This window comes from Pseudomonas sp. GW821-FHT03A09 (genome assembly GCF_059421065.1).
This window is the reverse complement of record NZ_JBWKUX010000007.1, coordinates 306,450-324,909: the sequence shown is the minus strand read 5'-3', so window position 1 is coordinate 324,909 and position 18,460 is coordinate 306,450. Positions and strand designations below refer to the sequence as shown.

The 18,460-nt window shown below is 54.2% G+C and carries 18 protein-coding genes and 1 pseudogene; 15 read left to right on the top strand and 4 right to left on the bottom strand.

Features of this window, described 5'->3' with window-relative positions; translation table 11 throughout:
* Positions 1-726 (bottom strand): BapA/Bap/LapF family prefix-like domain-containing protein (locus AC07V4_RS15880; RefSeq protein WP_495029366.1); only part of this gene is annotated, 726 nt, incomplete at its 3' end.
* Between the two features lie 657 nt (positions 727-1,383).
* On the opposite strand from AC07V4_RS15880, the gene AC07V4_RS15875 reads away from it, so the two are divergent.
* From AC07V4_RS15875 to AC07V4_RS15860, 4 genes are all read left to right on the top strand, one after another.
* A complete protein-coding gene (locus AC07V4_RS15875; RefSeq protein WP_492636976.1) occupies positions 1,384-2,814 on the top strand; it encodes a TolC family outer membrane protein in 1,431 nt (476 codons plus the stop codon).
* A complete protein-coding gene (locus tag AC07V4_RS15870; protein ID WP_492636977.1) occupies positions 2,811-4,937 on the top strand; it encodes a type I secretion system permease/ATPase in 2,127 nt (708 codons plus the stop codon). The genes AC07V4_RS15875 and AC07V4_RS15870 overlap by 4 nt, the downstream gene beginning before the upstream one ends.
* Positions 4,938-4,990: 53 nt before the next feature.
* The gene (locus tag AC07V4_RS15865) at positions 4,991-6,229 is read left to right on the top strand and encodes a beta-barrel domain-containing protein (RefSeq protein ID WP_492636978.1); all 1,239 of its coding nucleotides are present in this window, start codon (positions 4,991-4,993) and stop codon (positions 6,227-6,229) included.
* 95 nt (positions 6,230-6,324) lie between these two features.
* Positions 6,325-7,047 carry an OmpA family protein gene (locus tag AC07V4_RS15860; protein WP_492636979.1) on the top strand — a complete coding sequence of 241 codons (723 nt, stop codon included), beginning with the start codon at positions 6,325-6,327 and terminating at the stop codon, positions 7,045-7,047.
* Positions 7,048-7,102: 55 nt separating this feature from the next.
* On the opposite strand, the gene AC07V4_RS15855 is transcribed toward AC07V4_RS15860, so the two are convergent.
* Positions 7,103-7,831, bottom strand: coding sequence for a response regulator transcription factor (locus AC07V4_RS15855; protein ID WP_492636980.1), 729 nt, complete (start codon positions 7,829-7,831; stop codon positions 7,103-7,105).
* Positions 7,832-8,049: 218 nt separating this feature from the next.
* Here AC07V4_RS15855 and AC07V4_RS15850 point away from each other — a divergent pair, with 218 nt between their 5' ends.
* From AC07V4_RS15850 to tnpC, 6 genes are all read left to right on the top strand, one after another.
* Positions 8,050-8,586 (top strand): hypothetical protein, encoded by a 537-nt coding sequence (locus tag AC07V4_RS15850; RefSeq protein WP_492636981.1) that lies wholly within the window; start codon positions 8,050-8,052, stop codon positions 8,584-8,586.
* Between the two features lie 85 nt (positions 8,587-8,671).
* Entirely contained in the window at positions 8,672-9,949 is a 1,278-nt protein-coding gene (locus tag AC07V4_RS15845; protein ID WP_492636982.1) for a FecR family protein, read from the top strand.
* A gap of 99 nt (positions 9,950-10,048) precedes the next feature.
* A complete protein-coding gene (locus AC07V4_RS15840; protein ID WP_492636983.1) occupies positions 10,049-12,319 on the top strand; it encodes a CHASE2 domain-containing protein in 2,271 nt (756 codons plus the stop codon).
* A 199-nt stretch (positions 12,320-12,518) separates the two neighbouring features.
* Positions 12,519-12,836: an IS66-like element accessory protein TnpA gene (gene tnpA / locus AC07V4_RS15835; RefSeq protein ID WP_307330116.1), complete on the top strand. Its 318-nt coding sequence runs from the start codon at positions 12,519-12,521 to the stop codon at positions 12,834-12,836.
* Positions 12,833-13,168: an IS66 family insertion sequence element accessory protein TnpB gene (tnpB, locus tag AC07V4_RS15830; protein WP_492636984.1), complete on the top strand. Its 336-nt coding sequence runs from the start codon at positions 12,833-12,835 to the stop codon at positions 13,166-13,168. The genes tnpA (AC07V4_RS15835) and tnpB (AC07V4_RS15830) overlap by 4 nt, the downstream gene beginning before the upstream one ends.
* 50 nt (positions 13,169-13,218) lie before the next feature.
* Positions 13,219-14,745, top strand: coding sequence for an IS66 family transposase (gene tnpC, locus AC07V4_RS15825; protein ID WP_492636985.1), 1,527 nt, complete (start codon positions 13,219-13,221; stop codon positions 14,743-14,745).
* A 36-nt stretch (positions 14,746-14,781) separates the two neighbouring features.
* Here tnpC and AC07V4_RS15820 read toward each other — a convergent pair whose 3' ends face one another.
* Positions 14,782-15,171, bottom strand: a complete 390-nt coding sequence (locus tag AC07V4_RS15820; protein ID WP_492636986.1) for a tautomerase family protein — start codon at positions 15,169-15,171, stop codon at positions 14,782-14,784.
* A 102-nt stretch (positions 15,172-15,273) separates the two neighbouring features.
* On the opposite strand from AC07V4_RS15820, the gene AC07V4_RS15815 reads away from it, so the two are divergent.
* Positions 15,274-16,116, top strand: coding sequence for a LysR family transcriptional regulator (locus AC07V4_RS15815; protein WP_307330130.1), 843 nt, complete (start codon positions 15,274-15,276; stop codon positions 16,114-16,116).
* 378 nt (positions 16,117-16,494) lie between these two features.
* On the opposite strand, the gene AC07V4_RS15810 is transcribed toward AC07V4_RS15815, so the two are convergent.
* A complete protein-coding gene (locus AC07V4_RS15810) occupies positions 16,495-16,830 on the bottom strand; it encodes a hypothetical protein (protein WP_492636987.1) in 336 nt (111 codons plus the stop codon).
* A gap of 200 nt (positions 16,831-17,030) precedes the next feature.
* Between AC07V4_RS15810 and AC07V4_RS15805 the strand changes: the two genes are divergently transcribed.
* The 4 genes and pseudogenes from AC07V4_RS15805 to tnpB (AC07V4_RS15790) all read left to right on the top strand — a co-directional run bounded on the left by AC07V4_RS15805 (position 17,031) and on the right by tnpB (AC07V4_RS15790) (position 18,455).
* Positions 17,031-17,363: a hypothetical protein gene (locus AC07V4_RS15805; protein ID WP_492636988.1), complete on the top strand. Its 333-nt coding sequence runs from the start codon at positions 17,031-17,033 to the stop codon at positions 17,361-17,363.
* Positions 17,364-17,604: 241 nt separating this feature from the next.
* Positions 17,605-17,697, top strand: a pseudogene (locus tag AC07V4_RS15800) (LysR family transcriptional regulator); the annotation flags it as partial.
* Between the two features lie 69 nt (positions 17,698-17,766).
* On the top strand, positions 17,767-18,123 hold the full coding sequence (tnpA, locus tag AC07V4_RS15795; protein WP_492636989.1) for an IS66-like element accessory protein TnpA: 357 nt from the start codon (positions 17,767-17,769) through the stop codon (positions 18,121-18,123).
* On the top strand, positions 18,120-18,455 hold the full coding sequence (gene tnpB, locus AC07V4_RS15790) for an IS66 family insertion sequence element accessory protein TnpB (RefSeq protein WP_038452917.1): 336 nt from the start codon (positions 18,120-18,122) through the stop codon (positions 18,453-18,455). The genes tnpA (AC07V4_RS15795) and tnpB (AC07V4_RS15790) overlap by 4 nt, the downstream gene beginning before the upstream one ends.
* Positions 18,456-18,460: the final 5 nt, after the last annotated feature.

Genomic DNA, 18,460 nt, shown 5'->3' with positions numbered 1-18,460 from the left:
AACGGTCGGTGCGGTCGGTGCAGTAGTGTCGGTGTACGAAACCGAAGTCGCTGGACTGGTATTGCCCGCTGGGTCAGCCGTGACCGCAGTCACTTCGCCCGTAGGCTGGTTCGGCGGTGTGGTGACCGAATAAGAACCGTCCGGGCCAGCAGTGGCCGTTTCAGTCGAACCGTCCGGGTTGGTCACTTTTACCGTCGTACCTGGTTCGGCTGTGCCACCGATGGTCAGGCTGCCATCCGGATTGGTGGCGACCGCAACGGTCGGTGCGGTCGGTGCAGTGGTGTCTTGCAGCGCAACAGGATCGTGACCACCACCGCCACCGCCGCCTGCAACAGCGCCGACCAACGCAAGGCCGCCTAAAACCCAAGCCAGATTAGAAAGATCGAAGCTTTCATTGACCAGCAGTGGTTCGATGGAATCGATGGCATCGTACTGCGCCACCATCTGACCATCATTCGAAAACTCAGCGAGCCAGAGGTGATTCTCGTTATTGATGACAAGATCGTTTTGCTGCGGCCCCTGGGCCGGGAAGAAACCGTGAATCTTGACCACTGTACCCGAGGCCAAGATCACGACGAGCATGTCCCCCTGACGCTCAATGTTTTTTATATCTGCTCGCTTGACCGCCAACTGGACAACCGATGGCGCACTCAAAGACAGCTCATTACCGGAGGCAGAAATCTCCACATGAGTTGCTTTGTTTGTAATAGACATAAAACCTTTCATAGACACGACCTCGACAGGCTTGAGAAGGCAAGCAACAACTATGTTTGCCGTAAAATATCAAGTCTCGCCCACCCCATGACTTTGCCGTCACAATTGTTCACAAGCCGCACATTTTAAAAAATCGCAAAACATACGCCATAGGCATGACTCATCCACATGGTTACAAATCAGTTCACGCTCATAGACAACAGTTATTAACTGGCCTGGCCGAGTGCATGCTCTTTCCAGAACCTGCTTACGATCAAGCTCGGTTTTTTAATTTCGTTTCATTTTTGAAACTCATCGTTCCATTTATGCGACTGGTTACCATCGCTTTCTAAGGAGATAGTGCTCATAACAAAATATAGGATTCACATTGTGAGATCGCTCCGGCTAGCCACTCGCACGTTTGTTCACGCGCCCGATTTCATTGCAATTCATGCCATCAAGCGCCCGCGGCCGATTGCTGTTTTTCAAGGCTGCTCCCTGGTCACTTATAAAGATCTCAATATCATTACTAATCGAATTGCTGCTGCATTACAACTCGGCGGAGTTGCCCTAAGGGGCCCAAAATTTGGGCCACCTCGCCGTCTCGGTCTTTGTAATTATTGAACAGCCCTTTTTTCTGTGGACTCGTTCCCCTCTGGGTTTTATTTATCAACGAGGAAATTCGAATAAATGCTTGGATCTCGCTGCTTTTTAGTTAGCGCGCTGCTGCTTCCATCGTTCGGCCAACTTGCTCAGGCGGCCACACTTGAACTTCCTTGGTTGTCTAAAGAAACCCCCACCATAGCCCAGGGAATAGGATCACAACGGCTGGCAGATGAACTTGACGTTACACCCGGGCCTGCGAATTTTCGCTCTAGCGTACCGTTGCGTGCGGACCCTCTCGCACTTCGTGAAGCCGTAGCTATCGCGGTAATTCGTCACCCATCGGTCCTTTCGGCCGTCTCCGCGATTACCCAGCAGGAAGGTGCGGTGGATTATGCCAAGGCCGGATACTACCCAAAAATCAGTGCGGGTTTTAACTCAGGTAGAGTCAACACCTACGGTAATAGCCAAGTCGCAACAGTCTCTGTGTCACAGATGATTCACGACTTCGGCAAAGTCAGCGGCTCCGTCAACCAAGCCCAGGGCCAGGTATTCAAACAACAGGCATTACTGCTCAAGCAAATTGACGCCATCGCCCTGGAGACTGCCGAAACCATGGTGGAAGTACATCGCCAGCAAGCACTGCTGAAAATCGCTACCGATCAAGTCAAGGCAGTCCAGGGGGTGCTGGAAATGGTCAAAATGCGCGCCGACTCAGGGCTTACGTCCCAGTCGGACTACATACAGGCCACCACCCGGGAACAAAGTGCCAGAGCCAACCTGCAACAAGTCACAACGTTACTCCGCCAGTGGCGAGCGCGATTATCGACTCTGGTCGGCAATCCATTGCCGGCCTCGGTTGCAGATTTGCCAACGGACCTTGAGCAAGCGGCGCACCTCAATAGCCCTTTGGATTACGCCATCCTGCCGGATGTTTTGGCAGCCGAAGCCGACCGAAAATCCGCCTATGGTCAACTAGAAAACGCAAAAGCCCAACGCTATCCGACCATCGCGATTGAAGCGTCGGCCAACGAGGCGCTCAGCGGCACGAACCCAAGTAATGGCATTGATCGCGGCAGCTACAACACCGTGATGCTTACCGGCTCCATGCTGCTTTATCAAGGTGGCGCCGTCTCTGCACAGATCCGCTCAGCTCTGTCCGGCATTGACCGCGCAGAATCCACCATCAACGAGGCCCGTCTGTCAGCAGAAGATTTGTTGTTGCGCTCGCGAGAACAAGCCATCGGTGCTCGCATGCGCCTGGGCATTTTGGGTCAACGCATGGCCACCATGACAGAGACCCGCGAGCTCTATAAGGAACAGTACACCGTTGGAACGCGTTCGGTGCTGGACCTGCTCAACGCCGAGCAGGAGGTTTATCAGGCTGCTGCCGACGAGGAAATCACCCGCCATGACTTTTGGGCGGGCCTGGTCACATTCATCGGAGCTTCCGGCCGAAGCCGTGACGCTTATGCGCTAAACAACACGTCCATTCAACAAATCGAGATCCAGCAATGACGGTTCAAGAGACCAGTAGTGCCGCTCCGTATCAGTCATGGCTGGAGACAATGCTCAACATCGCCAAACATTATCGGATGGGCGTTTCCGAAGAAGTGGTGCGCGTCTCGCTCTCATGGGAACGAGGCAGCGACCCTGATGTGGTACTTCATCGCATGGCCTCGCAAATGGGCCTGATGTTACGCTTTGAGCCCTACTCAGATGCCGCTCTCGACCCTTGGCGCCTCCCCTTGGCAGTTCAATTGCAGGACGGCCAGGTGGCAATCGTTGAGAAAGCGGATGGCAAGGGAAATGTCAGCATTCTCATGAGTGGCGAGCAGGGGCTGTACATCAGCCTGACCGTTGAACACCTGCGCGCAAGGGCGGCCCGGGTCGCGATATTGCGCCCCGAGTCATCGGTGCCCGACGCCAGGGTCGATGACTACATCAAGCCCTACGAACCCAACTGGTTCTGGAGCATCGCGCTGCGGGACTGGAAGCGTTATGGCGATGTGGCACTGGCTGCCATGCTCGCCAACATCCTGGCCCTGGCCGGAGTGATTTTTTCCATGCAGGTTTACGACCGGGTGGTGCCAGCACAATCTGCGTCAACCCTGTGGGTACTGTTTCTCGGGGTGATGCTGGCGATCAGTTTCGAATTCATGTTACGTATGTCCCGCTCCAGGATCGCCGATTTGATTGGCAAACGTGCCGACCTGAAAATCACCGATCTGGTGTTTGGCCATGCGTTGCGGCTACGCAACGACGTTCGCTCAAAATCCACAGGTACCTTCATCTCGCAGATCCGGGAATTGGAGCAGATACGTGAGTTGATCACCTCAACGACCATCAGCACGCTCACTGATTTGCCATTTGTTCTGCTGTTTTTGGTGGTCCTCTACCTTACGGGAGGCCCCTTGGTATACATCGCACTGGCAGCTCTGCCCTTATTGATCCTGCCTGGCCTGCTAGCACAAAAGCCATTAGCCAGGCTGTCTACCGAAGGCATGCGTGAATCGGCGATTCGCAACGCTGTGCTGGTGGAAGCTGTACAAGGTATTGAAGACATCAAACTGCTGCGCGCTGAGCCGCGCTTCCAGAACCAATGGAACCAATTGCACGCAGTCTCGGCGGATATATCCATCAAACAACGCCATATCACCAACCTGCTGATGACCTGGACACAGGAACTGCAAAGCGTGGTCTATGCCGCGGTGTTACTGGCCGGTTGCTACTTGGTGATGAGTGGAGAGATGACCACCGGCGCCTTGGTGGGCTCCTCAATTCTCGCGTCAAGGATGATGGCGCCCTTGGCGCAAATCTCCAGCGTATTTGCCCGCTGGCAGCAAGCCAAGGTTGCACGTCAGGGCCTTGATGACCTGATGAAACGTCCAGTGGATCAGCCGGAGCACTCAAGACTGCTGCATCGGCCACTGATCCATGGCGAGTTCACCCTGAGTGGTGTGCAGTACCAGTACGGCGAGAAGGACAAATCCCCAGCGCTGGACATCAAGAGTTTGCACATCAAGCCCGGCGAGCGCATTGCGGTATTGGGGCGCAACGGTGCCGGCAAGTCCACACTTCTGCAGTTATTGGCGGGCATGCACCTGCCGCAGCGTGGCTCGGTCAAACTCGACGGCCTGGAAATGCCCCTGATTGATCCTGCCGATGTACGACGAGATGTAGGTTTGTTGACCCAGAACTCGCGACTGTTTTTCGGGTCGATTCGCGACAACCTGATCATGGGTCGCCCAATGGCAACCGATACCGAGATTCTCCAGGCGCTCACGTTGAGCGGCGCTTTGAGCCTGGTTCAATCCCAGGAAGGTGGCCTCGATTACATAATCTTGGAAGGCGGCCTCGGTCTTTCAGGAGGGCAAAAGCAATCCTTGCTGCTGGCTCGCACGCTCATTCGCGAACCCAACACATTGCTGCTCGATGAGCCTACCGCTTCCGTAGACGAGGTGAGCGAAATGCAGATTCTGGATCAACTGGCCCCCTGGTTCGAAGGCCGCACCCTGATCGTAGCGACTCATCGTCTGACAGTACTCAAGTGGGTCGAAAGAATTCTGGTGATTGATGGCGGGCGAATCGTCATTGACGGCCCCAAAGAGCAGGTGCTCGCTCAGTTCGGGCAAAAATAGCCCGGCCTGAATCTCACCTCACTATCATTATTTTGCGAGCGAAGCCAAACACCATGCCCCAGTCCGTCACCACCGCCCCCAAACCCGCAGCCAAACCCAAGGTATTGACGCGTGCCCCCGACTCCCAACAAATCGATGGCTTCGGCCTGTCGGAAAAAAAGCTGCCTCGGGCTTCAAAGCTGATCTGGCTGATAGCCACGCTGGTCTTCGCATTCGCGGCCTGGGCCTGGTATTTCAAGCTTGATGAAGTGTCTACCGGTACCGGCAAGGTGATCGCATCGTCCAAGGAGCAAGTGATTAAATCCCTCGAAGGTGGCGTACTTGCCAGCCTGCGGGTACAGGAAGGCGAAATAGTCGAGAAAGGCCAAGTTCTGGCTCAGCTGGATCGCACTCGAATTGAATCAGCGGTGGAGGAAAGCGCCTCGCGCAGTCGTGCAGCCCAAGCCACCTCGGCTCGCCTAATGGCAGAAGTTAACGGCACCGTGTTGCAATTCCCCAAGGATGTGCTTAGTGAACCTGACCTGGTGCAGGCCGAAACAGCGCTGTATCACTCCCGTCGTAAGAGCTTGGAAGAGTCACTCTTGGGCATGAGCGAAGCGATGCGCCTGATCCGCAGTGAACTGCAAATGACCGAACCCTTGGTCACCCGAGGTGCCGCCAGTGCGGTAGAGGTTTTGCGGCTCAAGCGTCAGCTCAACGAACTGCAGAACAAATACACCGACACTCAGACCCAATACCTAGTCAAGGCTCGCGAAGAGCTAGCAAAAGCCAACGCAGAAATTGAAGCCCAGCAGTCGGTCACCCGCGGGCGTAATGACTCGTTGACGAGGCTGACCTTCGCCTCCCCTGTTCGTGGGATCATCAAGGACATCGAGATCAACACTGTTGGCGGCGTAATCCCACCCAACGGCCAACTCATGCGGATCGTACCCTTGGATGATCGCTTGCAGGTTGAGGCGCGGATTTCTCCTCGGGATATCGCGTATATCCATCCAGATCAGAGCGCAACAGTAAAGATCTCCGCTTATGACTACTCCATCTATGGCGGCCTACCGGGAAAAGTCATACTAATCTCCCCCGACACCATTCAAGATGATGTTCATCGAGATGTTTATTACTACCGCGTATATATATTGACCGACTCTGATTCTTTGCAGAGTAAAAATGGCAAACGACTGCCGATTGTCCCTGGGATGATTGCGACTGTAGATATTCATACCGGGCAAAAAACCGTACTCTCCTACTTAACAAAACCCTTCAACAAGGCCCGCGAAGCTTTAAGAGAAAGATAGATTTTAAATTTTTTCACAACTTTAAAATCGAGAATCCTGAGCAATTGTTAACATTTTTACTCAACTAACCGTTACAAACATAATATGGAAGTCTCATGAAAGCTTATGGAGCTTTAAAAATGCAATACACAATTAAATTTTTTATGAGCCTGTTCGTCCTGACACTGACTGCCTGTGCAGTGAAGAGCGGCCAACCTGGCACGACAACCCACTCCATTGCTGTCGACGAAAAAGCCACCTTGGCCGGCGAACCGGCCAAAATAGTGAGGACCAACAAAAGCCTCGTATACGCATTCAGTTTTGATGATGAGGGCCAGCGCATCACCTGCCAGACTCCAGTCATACTGGACGAAAATAAAAAAATAATACAAAAAAAACAATGGGATATGCATTGTTCGCGACCTAACCTCCAAGAGCTTAAGCCGCCCGTCTCTATACGAGAACTGAATCTTTCTTCCGATGCGTTGTTCGATTTTGGCAAGTCCAGTGAGCAGGATATGAAGGCCGAAGGCCGCCAAAATATCGAGCAATTCGCCAAGTTGCTGCGCAACGAATACCACCAGCAGCCACAACTTGTGTTGACTGGTTACACCGACCGGATTGGCCCGCCTGAAGCCAACCAGATATTGGCTTTTAAACGCGCCGAATCCGTGGCGCAGATACTCCAGCGCTCAGGCATCCGTCGTGATGGAATTACTGTTGCTGGCAAAGGCAGTGCGAATCCTCTGGTAGACTGTCCAGGCCTCAGACTCACCCCCGAGCTCGTTCACTGTCTGCAGCCTAATCGCCGAGTCACTATCGAAGTAATTGGAAACTGAAACCGCCTAGAAAATAGAAGCGACAGGAAGCTGCTACTGCACCCAGTAATAATGGCTACTCCTCAGCACCAGCCTTGCCATCCACCGCCTCCAGACGATAACCATAGCCATACACCGTGCTCAGGGCCCAACCGAACTCAGAGGTCAGTTGCAGCTTGTTGCGAATACGGTAGATATGAGTATCCAGCGTACGCGAGGACAAATGCTCATCCCGTGACCACAGGTGCTCATATAGGTAGCCTCGCGACAAGGGCCGCCCTTGATTTTTAAATAACAGCAATGCCAAGTTAAACTCTCGCAACGTCATGTCAACCGGCTTATCGTTGACCGTTACCAGCCCTTCCTGAGCGTTAAATCGGACATTCCCGAAGGCCAAAAAAGCCTCACTCGCGACGTTGTCCTGAGTGTGTCGGCGTATGACATTGTTTAAACGAGCCAACAGTTCCCCTTGGCGAAAGGGCTTGCTGACGTACTCGGCAGCCCCCGCATTGAGAGCCTGAACCACGTCTTGCTCGGCTGTGCGGGAAGTCAGCATGATGACGGGGGGAGGCGGAACAAGATGCTCCTTGATCCATTGAAGTACCTGCAGGCCATTGATTTCAGCTACCTGCCAATCCAGAAAAACCAGGTCAAAGGTCTCTTGTTTAAATCGACGCAACAGTTCCTTGCTGCTGGAAAACTGCGTGCAAATAGGCGATGTACCATCAGGCAGGGTGTATGAGCCAAGCGCGCGGGATAACAACTCCAACTCTACAGATTCATCATCAAGAATGGCTATACGCATAGAAAACGCCTCCAATTAAATATATGGCATTGACCACTGGTCAAAGAAACAGAAAACACACTCTACATTCTGAACAACTGTCACCTAAGTGGCGAACAGTGACAGTTTTCTTTAAAATGCATCATCCGAGCTTTCGACTCCAGATAATTCGTCGTACTTTAACTGATTAGTTTAGTTAAAGATCCAACTCATCACCACCGAAAAGGCTTCTTACCCTCATGGCCAGCGCCTCTTTTAGTGTCATCCATGACGTTATGCCATTGGAGAAAAACAATACGCGCATCCTGATTATAGAAAAATGGTCTTTTCAGCTGTTGAGCACACTTACAATGCTGAATGACGCGGGCTATTTCTGTACGTTTCCAGTACTCAGCTGCGTAGAAGCATTGGTTGCCCTGCGCGACACCAAGAAGCCATATGACGTCCTTCTTTGCAGCACCGCTCTAGACGCTGAAGAGCTCTGCGCGTTACTGGAGATAGCCTCTCGTGACCACTTGACAGATTATTACTCTCTGTTCGGCGATCCCATCCCCCAAGACAAGTTCACGACGTTTTTGCAGGATCTCAACGCACAGGGCCTACAGTTTCTCGGAACCTTCGAGAAGCCACTGTCCTCAACAGGCTACGGCCGGGCGCTAGCGCGGGTCCATGCCCGGAAAAACCAATTTCCTCCAGCCCCCCTGGGGCTTGGGCGATGGCAACACACGCTAATCACTGATCGTGCAGGGCATCATCTCCCCTTCTCAAAAATATAGCAGCATGGCGGCACGTAGGCCTGAACTCATTTATTCTTGCTGTACGTCTCCAACGGTCGTCTGGAACACCAGCAAGGATAGCGTCATGCGTAATAACATTTTTTTTGCCCTTAGTTTCTGTGCGGGGCTATCAGTCATTCTCATGCCGCTCCTCGTGCTGGCCGACCCGCCCGCGCAAATACATGTCGTCAAAAAAGGTGAGACGTTGTGGAATATTGCCGGGCAATATCTGCAAAACTCCACGGGCTGGACACAAATCCAGAAGCTTAATGCCTTGGGAGCGCCAAAAAACCTGCAAGTGGGCACCGAGCTGAACATTCCGATTCAGGGTAATGCATTCCCCGCCAAGGTCATTCATCTGCAAGGCCATGCCTGGCTTCTCACCCCGGATCATGGGGAGCGCCCTCTCACACAGGGCATGACGCTCGATGCTGGACAAAGTGTTCGCACCGGCGAAGCGTCGTTTGTTACCGTGAGCTTCGGTAATGGCATCAATACTGTCCTACCGTCCCCCAGCCAATTCACCCTCGGCCAAGACCAAGCAGATGGTGCACCGCAAATATTGCTACAGAGGGGTGAAGTCGAATCCTACGTGCCCAAGCGAGGCATGCCATTCAACAGCTTTGAAGTAATCACCCCTCAAGGTGTGCTGGGTGTTCGCGGCACTCACTTTCGGGTGCATATTGATACGCCCGGGAGCTCACTGATCGAGGTGCTGGATGGCCGGGTCGTGGCCAATACGACTCGAAGGGCAAACCACCCTGAGACCTCAGTCAACCCCCATCAGGGCCTGGTGTTAAACGAAAAAGGTACGCTACAGGTCAGTAACTTGTTACCCGCTACTGCGGGTGCCGAAGAGGCTAAGAGCGCGCCAATCGATCTCGAGTGGCAGATCCGCGCCCAACCTGTGCCGGCTGCGAAGGAATACTTGGCGCAGATCTCGCGTAGCGCCGACTTTCTGTCCATAGAACAGAGCCAATACAGCCCTCTTCCCCAATTCCGCTTCAAGGAGTTGAAGGATGCATTCTATTACGTGCGTATCGTCGCAATCGACAAGCAGGGACTGCGCGGCATGCCGGCCGAATTCCTACTATTACACCGCGCAGCCAAAGGCGGTGTCGAGGTACGTCAAGAAGGCCAAGATACTGTGTTCAACTGGACCGAGGTACCTCACGTATCCGATGCACGCTATCGTATGAAGGTCTCCAGCAATGCAGATCTGTCTGCGCCGCTCATTGATCAACATGGTATTCAAAGTACTGTAATCGCCATCAAAGACTTACCGCCGGGCCTACTATATTGGCAGGTAGATACCGATGAGGGCCTTCAGTCCTCTGTCCTCGGTTCCGGCACTCTGCACTGACTGGTATTGACGATCCACTCCTACAAGGCTAATTAACTTATGGTGCGTAGTGCCCAGATGTTGTTTCGGAGAGGCTTCTGGGAATGGATCATCATTGCAATGATTCTGTTGTCGAGTGTAGGTCTGCTGGCGTATAAGCCTGACCTCCCAGCAGACCGACTGATCTACGACACACTCGTACCGTTAACCTCCTCTGCGCTCGACTCGAGCATTTTGTTGGTCACCATCGACGATGACAGCATCTCGGCCCTGGGCCGCTGGCCTTGGCCTCGGGATATCCACACTCAACTGCTGAACAAACTGGCGCTGCTCTCGCCTAAGAGCGTGTTATATGACGTAATCTTCACCGAGCCTGATCTCGACCCCCGGATTGATGCCCGGCTAGGCGAAGCCATGGCGCGTATAGGCACTGTAGTGGTTCCGACCTTACGTGAGGCAAAAACACAGCCGGATGAACTTCCGCACTTCCTGCCGCCCATAGGCCCCGTCGCGAAAGGGGCAAAAGCGGTGGGACACATCTATATCGCGGCCGATGTCGATGGAGTGGTGCGTCGTGTCTATCTTAAGGAAGGCAACGCTCATCAGCAGTTAACCCAATTAACCTGGAGGGCCTACGCCGCCACCTTCCCTGGCGGCGAACAACCGGTAGTGCCTCCTGCATGTTGTGCAACCGATCTTGGAGGCCACTGGTTCGGCTGGAATGAAGTACTTATCCCTTTCAGCCGTGCTAGCACCCTGACCAATAGTGTCTCGGTGATAGACGTGCTCAATGGCAACATCCCCTCCGACACGCTACACAACAAAATTATTCTAGTTGGGGCCACCGCGTCTGGGCTTGGTGACCGCTATCCCACTCCCGTGGCCTCCTCTGAAGGAGCTATGGCGGGAGTAATAACCCATGCTTATTTGCTCAATGGGCTGCTCACAAACCACCTGATCAAAAGGGTACCAGCCTGGGTGTCGGTCGGTGTCTCCATGATCTCAGTTTTGATTGTTCTCGGCTTGCTTCTCACATCTCGCTTGCCCCGCACGTTTCTGGTTTGCCTGAGTTTTATATTTGCCAGTTCTACTCTGAGCGTGGTCCTTCTAATGTTGGGGCGCTGGTGGTCACCAGCACCTAGCATCATTGGAGTCGTGCTTACCTATCTGGTCTGGAACTGGAGGCGACTGCAGGCCATCGTCACCTATTTCGGCCTGGAAATTGATCGTATTTCCCTGGAGCTGAATTCCCAGCCTATGCTACCTGCGACGGCCTATCACGGCGACAAACTGATCAATCGTACGATGACCCTAGAAGCGATGATCAACCACGTACGTAGCTCGCGGCGCTTTATTGCCCAGAGCCTGGACAGTCTTCCCGATGCAATATTTGTGACCGATCTTGCGGGGCAAGTACTACTGGCCAACCTGAGTGCCTTGACGTTACAAACCGAAGAAACACACGATTTGAGCAGGCCAGGCAGAAAGGACATTTTTCAGATACTTCGAAATATTGAAGCACTCGATATGGCCAAGCAGATGGCCAGTGAGAAGCCCTGGCACAATCACGCCTGCAATATGCAGCTGTTAACAGGCCAGCTAGTATTCACACCGTCTGGGCGCAGTTTTAAAATTCAGGTATCCCCTATGGATACAGAGAAAAACGAGCCCACCGGCTGGCTGGTTGGACTCTTAGAATTCACCGTAGAACGTCTGGCCGAGGAGCAAAGGAACAGTATGTTGCGCTTTCTCTCTCACGACTTGCGCGCCCCACAGTCAGCGATTCTGGCACTTCTCACGATGCAGGAGAGGTCCACGACGCCTTTACCCGCCAACGAACTGCGTCGCCAGATTGAGCATCAGGTCAAACGCACTTTGGGCCTGACTGACAGTTTCATGTTGTTAGATGCTGTAAAATCCAAACCGCAGATGTTCGAAGAACTCCTCATGGGAGCCATAGTCATGGATGCGGTGGATCAGGTCTGGCCACTGGCGCAAAGCAAGAAAATCCGTTTAAAACACAGCTTTGTCGATGATGAAAGCTGCGTAGTTTTCGGCTCCAGGGAACTGTTGACTCGGGCTATCTTCAATCTCTTGGAAAACGCCGTAAAGTACAGTAATCCGTCCACCACCATACGCATCCAGTTATCGCGACTGGAGAGCGAAGCGTTATTGAGAATTCAAGACGAAGGCCAAGGTATCAGCGAAGAGGATCTGCCACAGCTTTACGATGAATTCCGCCAATTCGGCAAAGGCAACAATAAAGGTGACGGGTATGGGCTTGGGATGGCCTTTGTCAGCAAGGTGATACAGCGACACGGAGCACGTATCGAATGCACCAGCAGGCTAAATGTGGGGACCACCTTCGAGCTCTACTTTCGCGCGATTTAGGATCCTAACTCTAGAAATCTGAGCATTGACACAAGGCAGTTGCGAGCTGTCGTACAGTCTGTGCTCAGTCGACAGGATCGATGCTCAAGGGTCTTTACTGGTAAGCGTCCGGCCAAGTCACCTACCGAACTCCAGCATTAAGGGCGATGGTGTCCGCGTATTTTAAGCGGACGCGATCGCCCTTATCGCCAGGATTTCCATGCGCCAACGCAGCTCTTACCCCAAACCATTCAAAGCCCAGGTCGTCCAGGAGTGCCTGCAACCCGGAGCGACGATTTCCAGCGTAGCCATCCATCACGGCATCAACGCCAACGTGATCCGCAAGTGGCTACCGACTTACCGGGATCAATCGCCTGCAACCTTGCCTGCTTTCGTTCCGGTAAAAACGGTACCAAGGCGAGCATCAGAAGAGATGGTGATCATCTCGCTGCCTCTGGGTGATAAATCCATCACCGTAAAATGGCCAGCCTCGGATCCGGACGGCTGCGCGTGTTTCATTCGTGGCGTGGCTCAATGATCCGCATTGACTCCATCTGGCTCGCCACCGAGCTTATGGACATGCGCGCAGGCACTGAGACTGCGTTGGCTCGAGTGGTCGCGGTGTTCGGTGCGGCGAAGCCGCACTGTGCTTATCTGTTCGCCAACCGCCGCGCCAATCGTATGAAAGTGTTGGTGCATGATGGTGTGGGGATTTGGCTTGCCGCCCGGCGCTTGAATCAAGGTAAGTTTCATTGGCCAGGCCTCCATCGTGGGACGGAGGTCGAACTCGACCCCGAACAACTTCAGGCGCTGGTACTTGGATTACCCTGGCAACGAGTCGGTGCGGGCGGCGCAATTACATTGCTTTAAATGTTGCCTCTTTTGCTGAAGCAGCGGGCTGCTTTGGTAAAATCCGCACCATGACTTCCTTGCCCGATCTCGACCAAATGACCCACGAACAACTGCGCACACTGGCTGCGCAGTTGATGTCCAAGGTCGACACCCAGAGCCGAAAGATCCATCGTAATGAAACGATCATCGAGCAGCTCACTCACGAGATCGCCATCCTTAAACGCCACAAGTTCGCCAAGCGCAGCGAGCAGATCAGCCCGGCGCAAGGCAGCTTGCTCGACGACCTGCTCAATACCGACCTCGAAGCCATCGAGTCCGAGTTAAAAGCTCTTCATCCCGCTCCTGCACAGACAGAGCCACGCCAGCAACCCAAGCGCGCGCCGTTGCCAGTGCAGTTCCCACGCACTGTGATCCATCACGAGCCGGACAACACCCAGTGCGGGTGCGGCTGCCAGCTTCAGCGCATCGGTGAAGACGTCAGCGAAAAGCTGGACTACACACCGGGCGTGTTTACCGTCGAACAGCACGTTCGCGGGAAATGGGCCTGCCGGCAGTGCGAAACACTGATCCAGGCCCCGGTACCGGCGCAGGTGATCGACAAGGGCATCCCCACTGCCGGCCTGCTGGCGCATGTGATGGTGGCGAAGTTCGCCGACCATCTGCCGCTGTATAGACAGGAAAAGATCTTCGGCCGTGCCGGCCTGGCCATACCGCGCTCGACACTGGCGCAGTGGGTGGGTCAAACCGGCGTGCAGCTCCAGCCCCTGGTCGATGCGCTGCGCGAAGTGGTGCTGGCCCAGCGCGTGGTTCACGCCGATGAAACGCCGGTACAAATGCTGGCGCCCGGCGAGAGGAAAACTCACCGCGCTTATGTCTGGGCCTACAGCACTACACCGTTCTCGGCCTTAAAGGCCGTGGTCTATGACTTCAGCCCCAGCCGTGCTGGCGAACATGCGCGTAATTTCTTGGGCACCTGGAACGGCAAGCTGGTCTGTGATGACTTTGCCGGCTACAAAGCCAGCTTTGAGCTGGGCATTACCGAGATCGGCTGCATGGCCCATGCACGCCGTAAGTTCTTTGACTTGCATGTAGCCAATAAAAGCCAATTGGCGGAGCAGGCGCTTCACTCGATTGGTGGGCTGTACGAAGTCGAGCGACACGCCAAGGAAATGAGCGATGAAGACCGTTGGCGACTACGCCAGGAAACGGCGGTGCCCATTGCTGAAAAACTGCATGAGTGGATGCTGGCCCAACGCGAGCTTGTGCCCGATGGTTCGGCTACGGCCAAGGCCCTGGATTACAACCTTAAACGCTGGTTAGCGCTGACGCGCTACCTTGAGGATGAGGCTGTACCCATCGACAACAACCAGATCGAGAACTTGATCCGACCGTGGGCGCTTGGGCGGTCGAACTGGTTGTTTGCTGGGTCGCTGCGCAGCGGCAAACGGGCGGCGGCGATCATGAGCTTGATCCAATCGTCGCGCATGAATGGGTATGATCCGTATGCCTATCTCAAGGATGTACTGACGCGGCTGCCGACGCAGCGGGCGAGTGAGATCGGGCAATTGCTGCCGCATCAGTGGGTGCCGGCCTAGCTTACACAAGGTGAGCTGGGCGGAGGCTTACCTTTTTCATCCCCATAGTTTCTCCGCTTGCGGCACTCCGCCATAGCCATACGCCGTAGCACGCACGTCTATGATGTGGACGTTCGAATGAAGGTGTACATTCCCAACGCGCTCTGAGAGCAAATCATACGACTCACGCTGATAGCGCCGTTTCTGCGCCACTGTGGTTGTCTCGTCGGTAATCGTGATCTCCAGGCGAAAGCTATTTCGCCCCAAGCTCTCAAGCGATTTACTGTCGATAAACCACAAACTAGGATCAACGAACCCAACGATCACCATCGTTTGAGATGGCTGCTTGTCCAGAACGCGTGCAGTCAGTTCAGTCAGCTCGTGGCTGAGTTGGGACGCTAAGGCAGCATCAGGCGCCCCAGATAAGGTCAGGGTGATACCAGGCATTTCAGTAATCCTCGTAAGTGATGTACCAGTAACTTAGCCTTTGAACATCATCCTAAAAAGCGGGAAAATCAGTGTTCATCTTCCTGTTTATCCGGAACTTGCATGTACCACTTCGATCTTAGCCAGCTCTACGTCTACTTGGCGGTCTGTAACGCAGGCAGTATCTCTGCAGCCGCTCCGGCTCTGTTTCGCTCGACCTCCGCCATCAGTGAACAACTGCGGAAGCTGGAAGATGCCATCGGAGTCGAGTTGCTCATTCGAAGCAAGCAAGGCGTCCGCCCCACCCCTGCGGGTGAACGACTTTTGCGCCACGCCAAGCAGATCCTCACCCTGGGAGAGCGAGCGCTGTCTGATGTTCGAGGCGAACAATTCGAAGGTGAGATACGCTTGGCGATAACCGATTACTTCCGCCCCGACGACATTGCCGGGCTACTGAAAAAACTACGTGAATGGCATCCACGGCTTCGACTTCATGTGGTGATGAAAAAGAGTCTGGAAATTGACCAGGCAAGTGACTACCTAGACATTGGCTTGGCCATGCGTTTCAACGAGCGCGTGTTCACATCCAGCACCTTTGAGGTGAGGCGGGAACCACTGCAATGGGTAGCCGCTTCTGGCTGGGTTCCAGAGCCTGGGCAGCCGCTACCACTGCTCGCGATCAGCGGGTGCGGATTGTCGGAATACAGTTGCCAAGTGTTGGAACGCGACCATGTCGGATATGAGATCGTTTACTCGACCTCAGGGGTGGCGGGGTTGCAATCGGCATTGAGGGCAGGGCTTGGCATTGCGTGCCTAAACGCGAGTGCCATACCGCTTGGCGTCGAGCCCTACAGGGCTGGCCTGCCTGCGTTGGCGCAAGCCAGGTTCCTGCTACTTCCTCCGCGTAAGGGGGAGTCTGCGCTAGTGGAAAATGTGCGGCAATTGTTGCTGGGTTATCTCGCATAAGGTTCGAGATAAGACAATCCTCGTTTCAGGCACATCCATATGCCTACCTGTAGGATGTGCTGACGCTGCTGTCGACGCAGCGGGCAAGTAGGATTTTAGGGCTGCTGCCACACAGGTGGTGTCGCCGTGCAAGACGACTTGCCCGGACGCATACCTTTACTGGAACTGAGCGGATTCTGGGTCGCAACGCAGCTTCGCAGATGGCCTCTGCATCGATAAAGCCATTCTTGTTGCCAGTGATTACGTGAATGCGCCCTTGGCGGTCTAGGCGGGTGCTGTTGCGAGTGAGCGCCCCGGCGACGCTGGGGGCGCGCCTAATTGCGCCGCTGTTACCCGCCTACCTAAAGCTAAACCCCGCAGTGAAAGTCGATTTCATCTTTAATAATAGAAGGTCAGGTAGGTCGGCATGTAGTAGATCACCATATACATTGAGACGGTGGAGCCAGCCATGTCCACCATGCCCAGAAGAAGGTCCCGACTACGAAGGCCCAACACTTTGAGTACGGGCAACGGCGCGTCAGCGGGCGCATGGGGTTCATCTAGATGGCGGCGGATGTACCACCCCACTGGGCCGATCAGCAGTCCGATGATGAAGGGCAAGCGCCAGCCCCAGTTTTCAATCTGCTCGGGCATTAGGGTAGAGGTGAGCAGCGGTCCGGTCAGAGCACCGACCAATGCCGCTGCGCCTTGGCTTGCGCATTGCCAACTGATCATGAAGCAGCGATTGTTCGTGCCACCTGATTCCATCAAGAACGTGGTGGCGGTAGCCCCCTACTCTCCCCTTAGTAGATCCAGGGCCGTGATTGATCAAAGAATACTTACGATTTTTCTGAACTCCGTAGGGGGCGATAGCGTAATTCGTCATCCTGATAGAATCGTACGAGCTACTCACAACAATCCCTTTGAGAATTTGCATGAACCCAGAATTAACTGAAGAAGAGATGCGCCGCGCACTGTTCGGTGATGGCGAGCAATTAGTGCAGAACGATGCACCTCCAGTGCAAAAGTCACTCCCTGATATCGCGACCACGTCGTCGGCGAAAGCGCCTGAGAAAAAGAAAGTCGCGAAACCATTCACGCCGAGGCTGAGGGTCACGCTACGGGTGGGCAATGAATATGAAGGAAAGACGCACGAAATGGTCTATGAAGCCGATACGTTGAGCACCCTCCTCGCTGAGCAAGAAGCTACTAAGGCGGCCAGCAAAAAATACCGGTTTGTTGAAGTCGTTTCGATCAAGTCGATGTAAGTGGATTTTCACGTCGCACGCGGACAAACTTTTCCAAATCCTGCAGCCCCCCAATCTACCTCTGTCGGTATGGCTGCTGATGCCGATTCAGTGACATGATGATTTATACAGTCGAATGCAACTACGCTGGACCCGCCAGCGAAGCCGAGTGGAATGCGATTTACAGCCTGGAAAAACTGCCAGCACTGATCTAGGTGTGCGGATTTAGCTCCTCACTGCGTTTCAAAGCCTTGAGCGGCGATTGGCTGCCGGGCTTGGGGTTTCGGTTGTGCCCGCCTCAATGCAACGGTTGCGGGGGGACGGGATTGTTTATCGCGAGCTTTCGGAATGCAGGAGGTAAGCGTCCGGCGAAGTCACCTACCCTATCCCTGCGATAAGGGCGATGTTCTCCACTTAAAAATACGTGGACACCATCGCCCTTATCTTCAGGATTGCCATGCGCCAAAGAACTTCTTATCCCAAACCTTTCAAAGCCCAAGTCGTCCAGGAATGCCTGCAACCTGGTGTGTCCATGGCCAGCGTAGCCCTGCGCCATGGCATCAACGCTAACTTGGTTCGAAAATGGATACCCGCTTATCGTGATCGTCAGGCGCCGGCGTTGCCCGCTTTCGTCCCGATGAAACTAGAGCCCGCGACTCGGCCTGATCAGCAAATGCCTGTCAGTATCGAGATCCCTTTCGGGCAGCAAAAATTAACCGTGCACTGGCCATCTTCAGACCCTGAAGGGTGCGCCCATTTTATCCGTGAGCTTGCCCAGTGATCCGCATCGACTCTATCTGGCTAGCCACCGAACCGATGGATATGCGCGCCGGTACCGAGACTGCATTGGCCAAAGTGATCGCGGTATTCGGTGCGGCGAAGCCGCACAGTGCTTATCTCTTTGCCAATCGCCGCGCTAACCGGATGAAAGTCTTGGTGCATGACGGCGTGGGCATCTGGCTTGCAGCGCGACGATTGAACCAAGGCAAGTTTCATTGGCCCGGCATCCGTCACGGATCGGAAGTCGAACTCGATAACGAGCAACTTCAAGCCTTGGTACTGGGTTTGCCGTGGCAGCGGGTCGGCGCGGGTGGTTCGATCACAGTGCTGTAGCACCG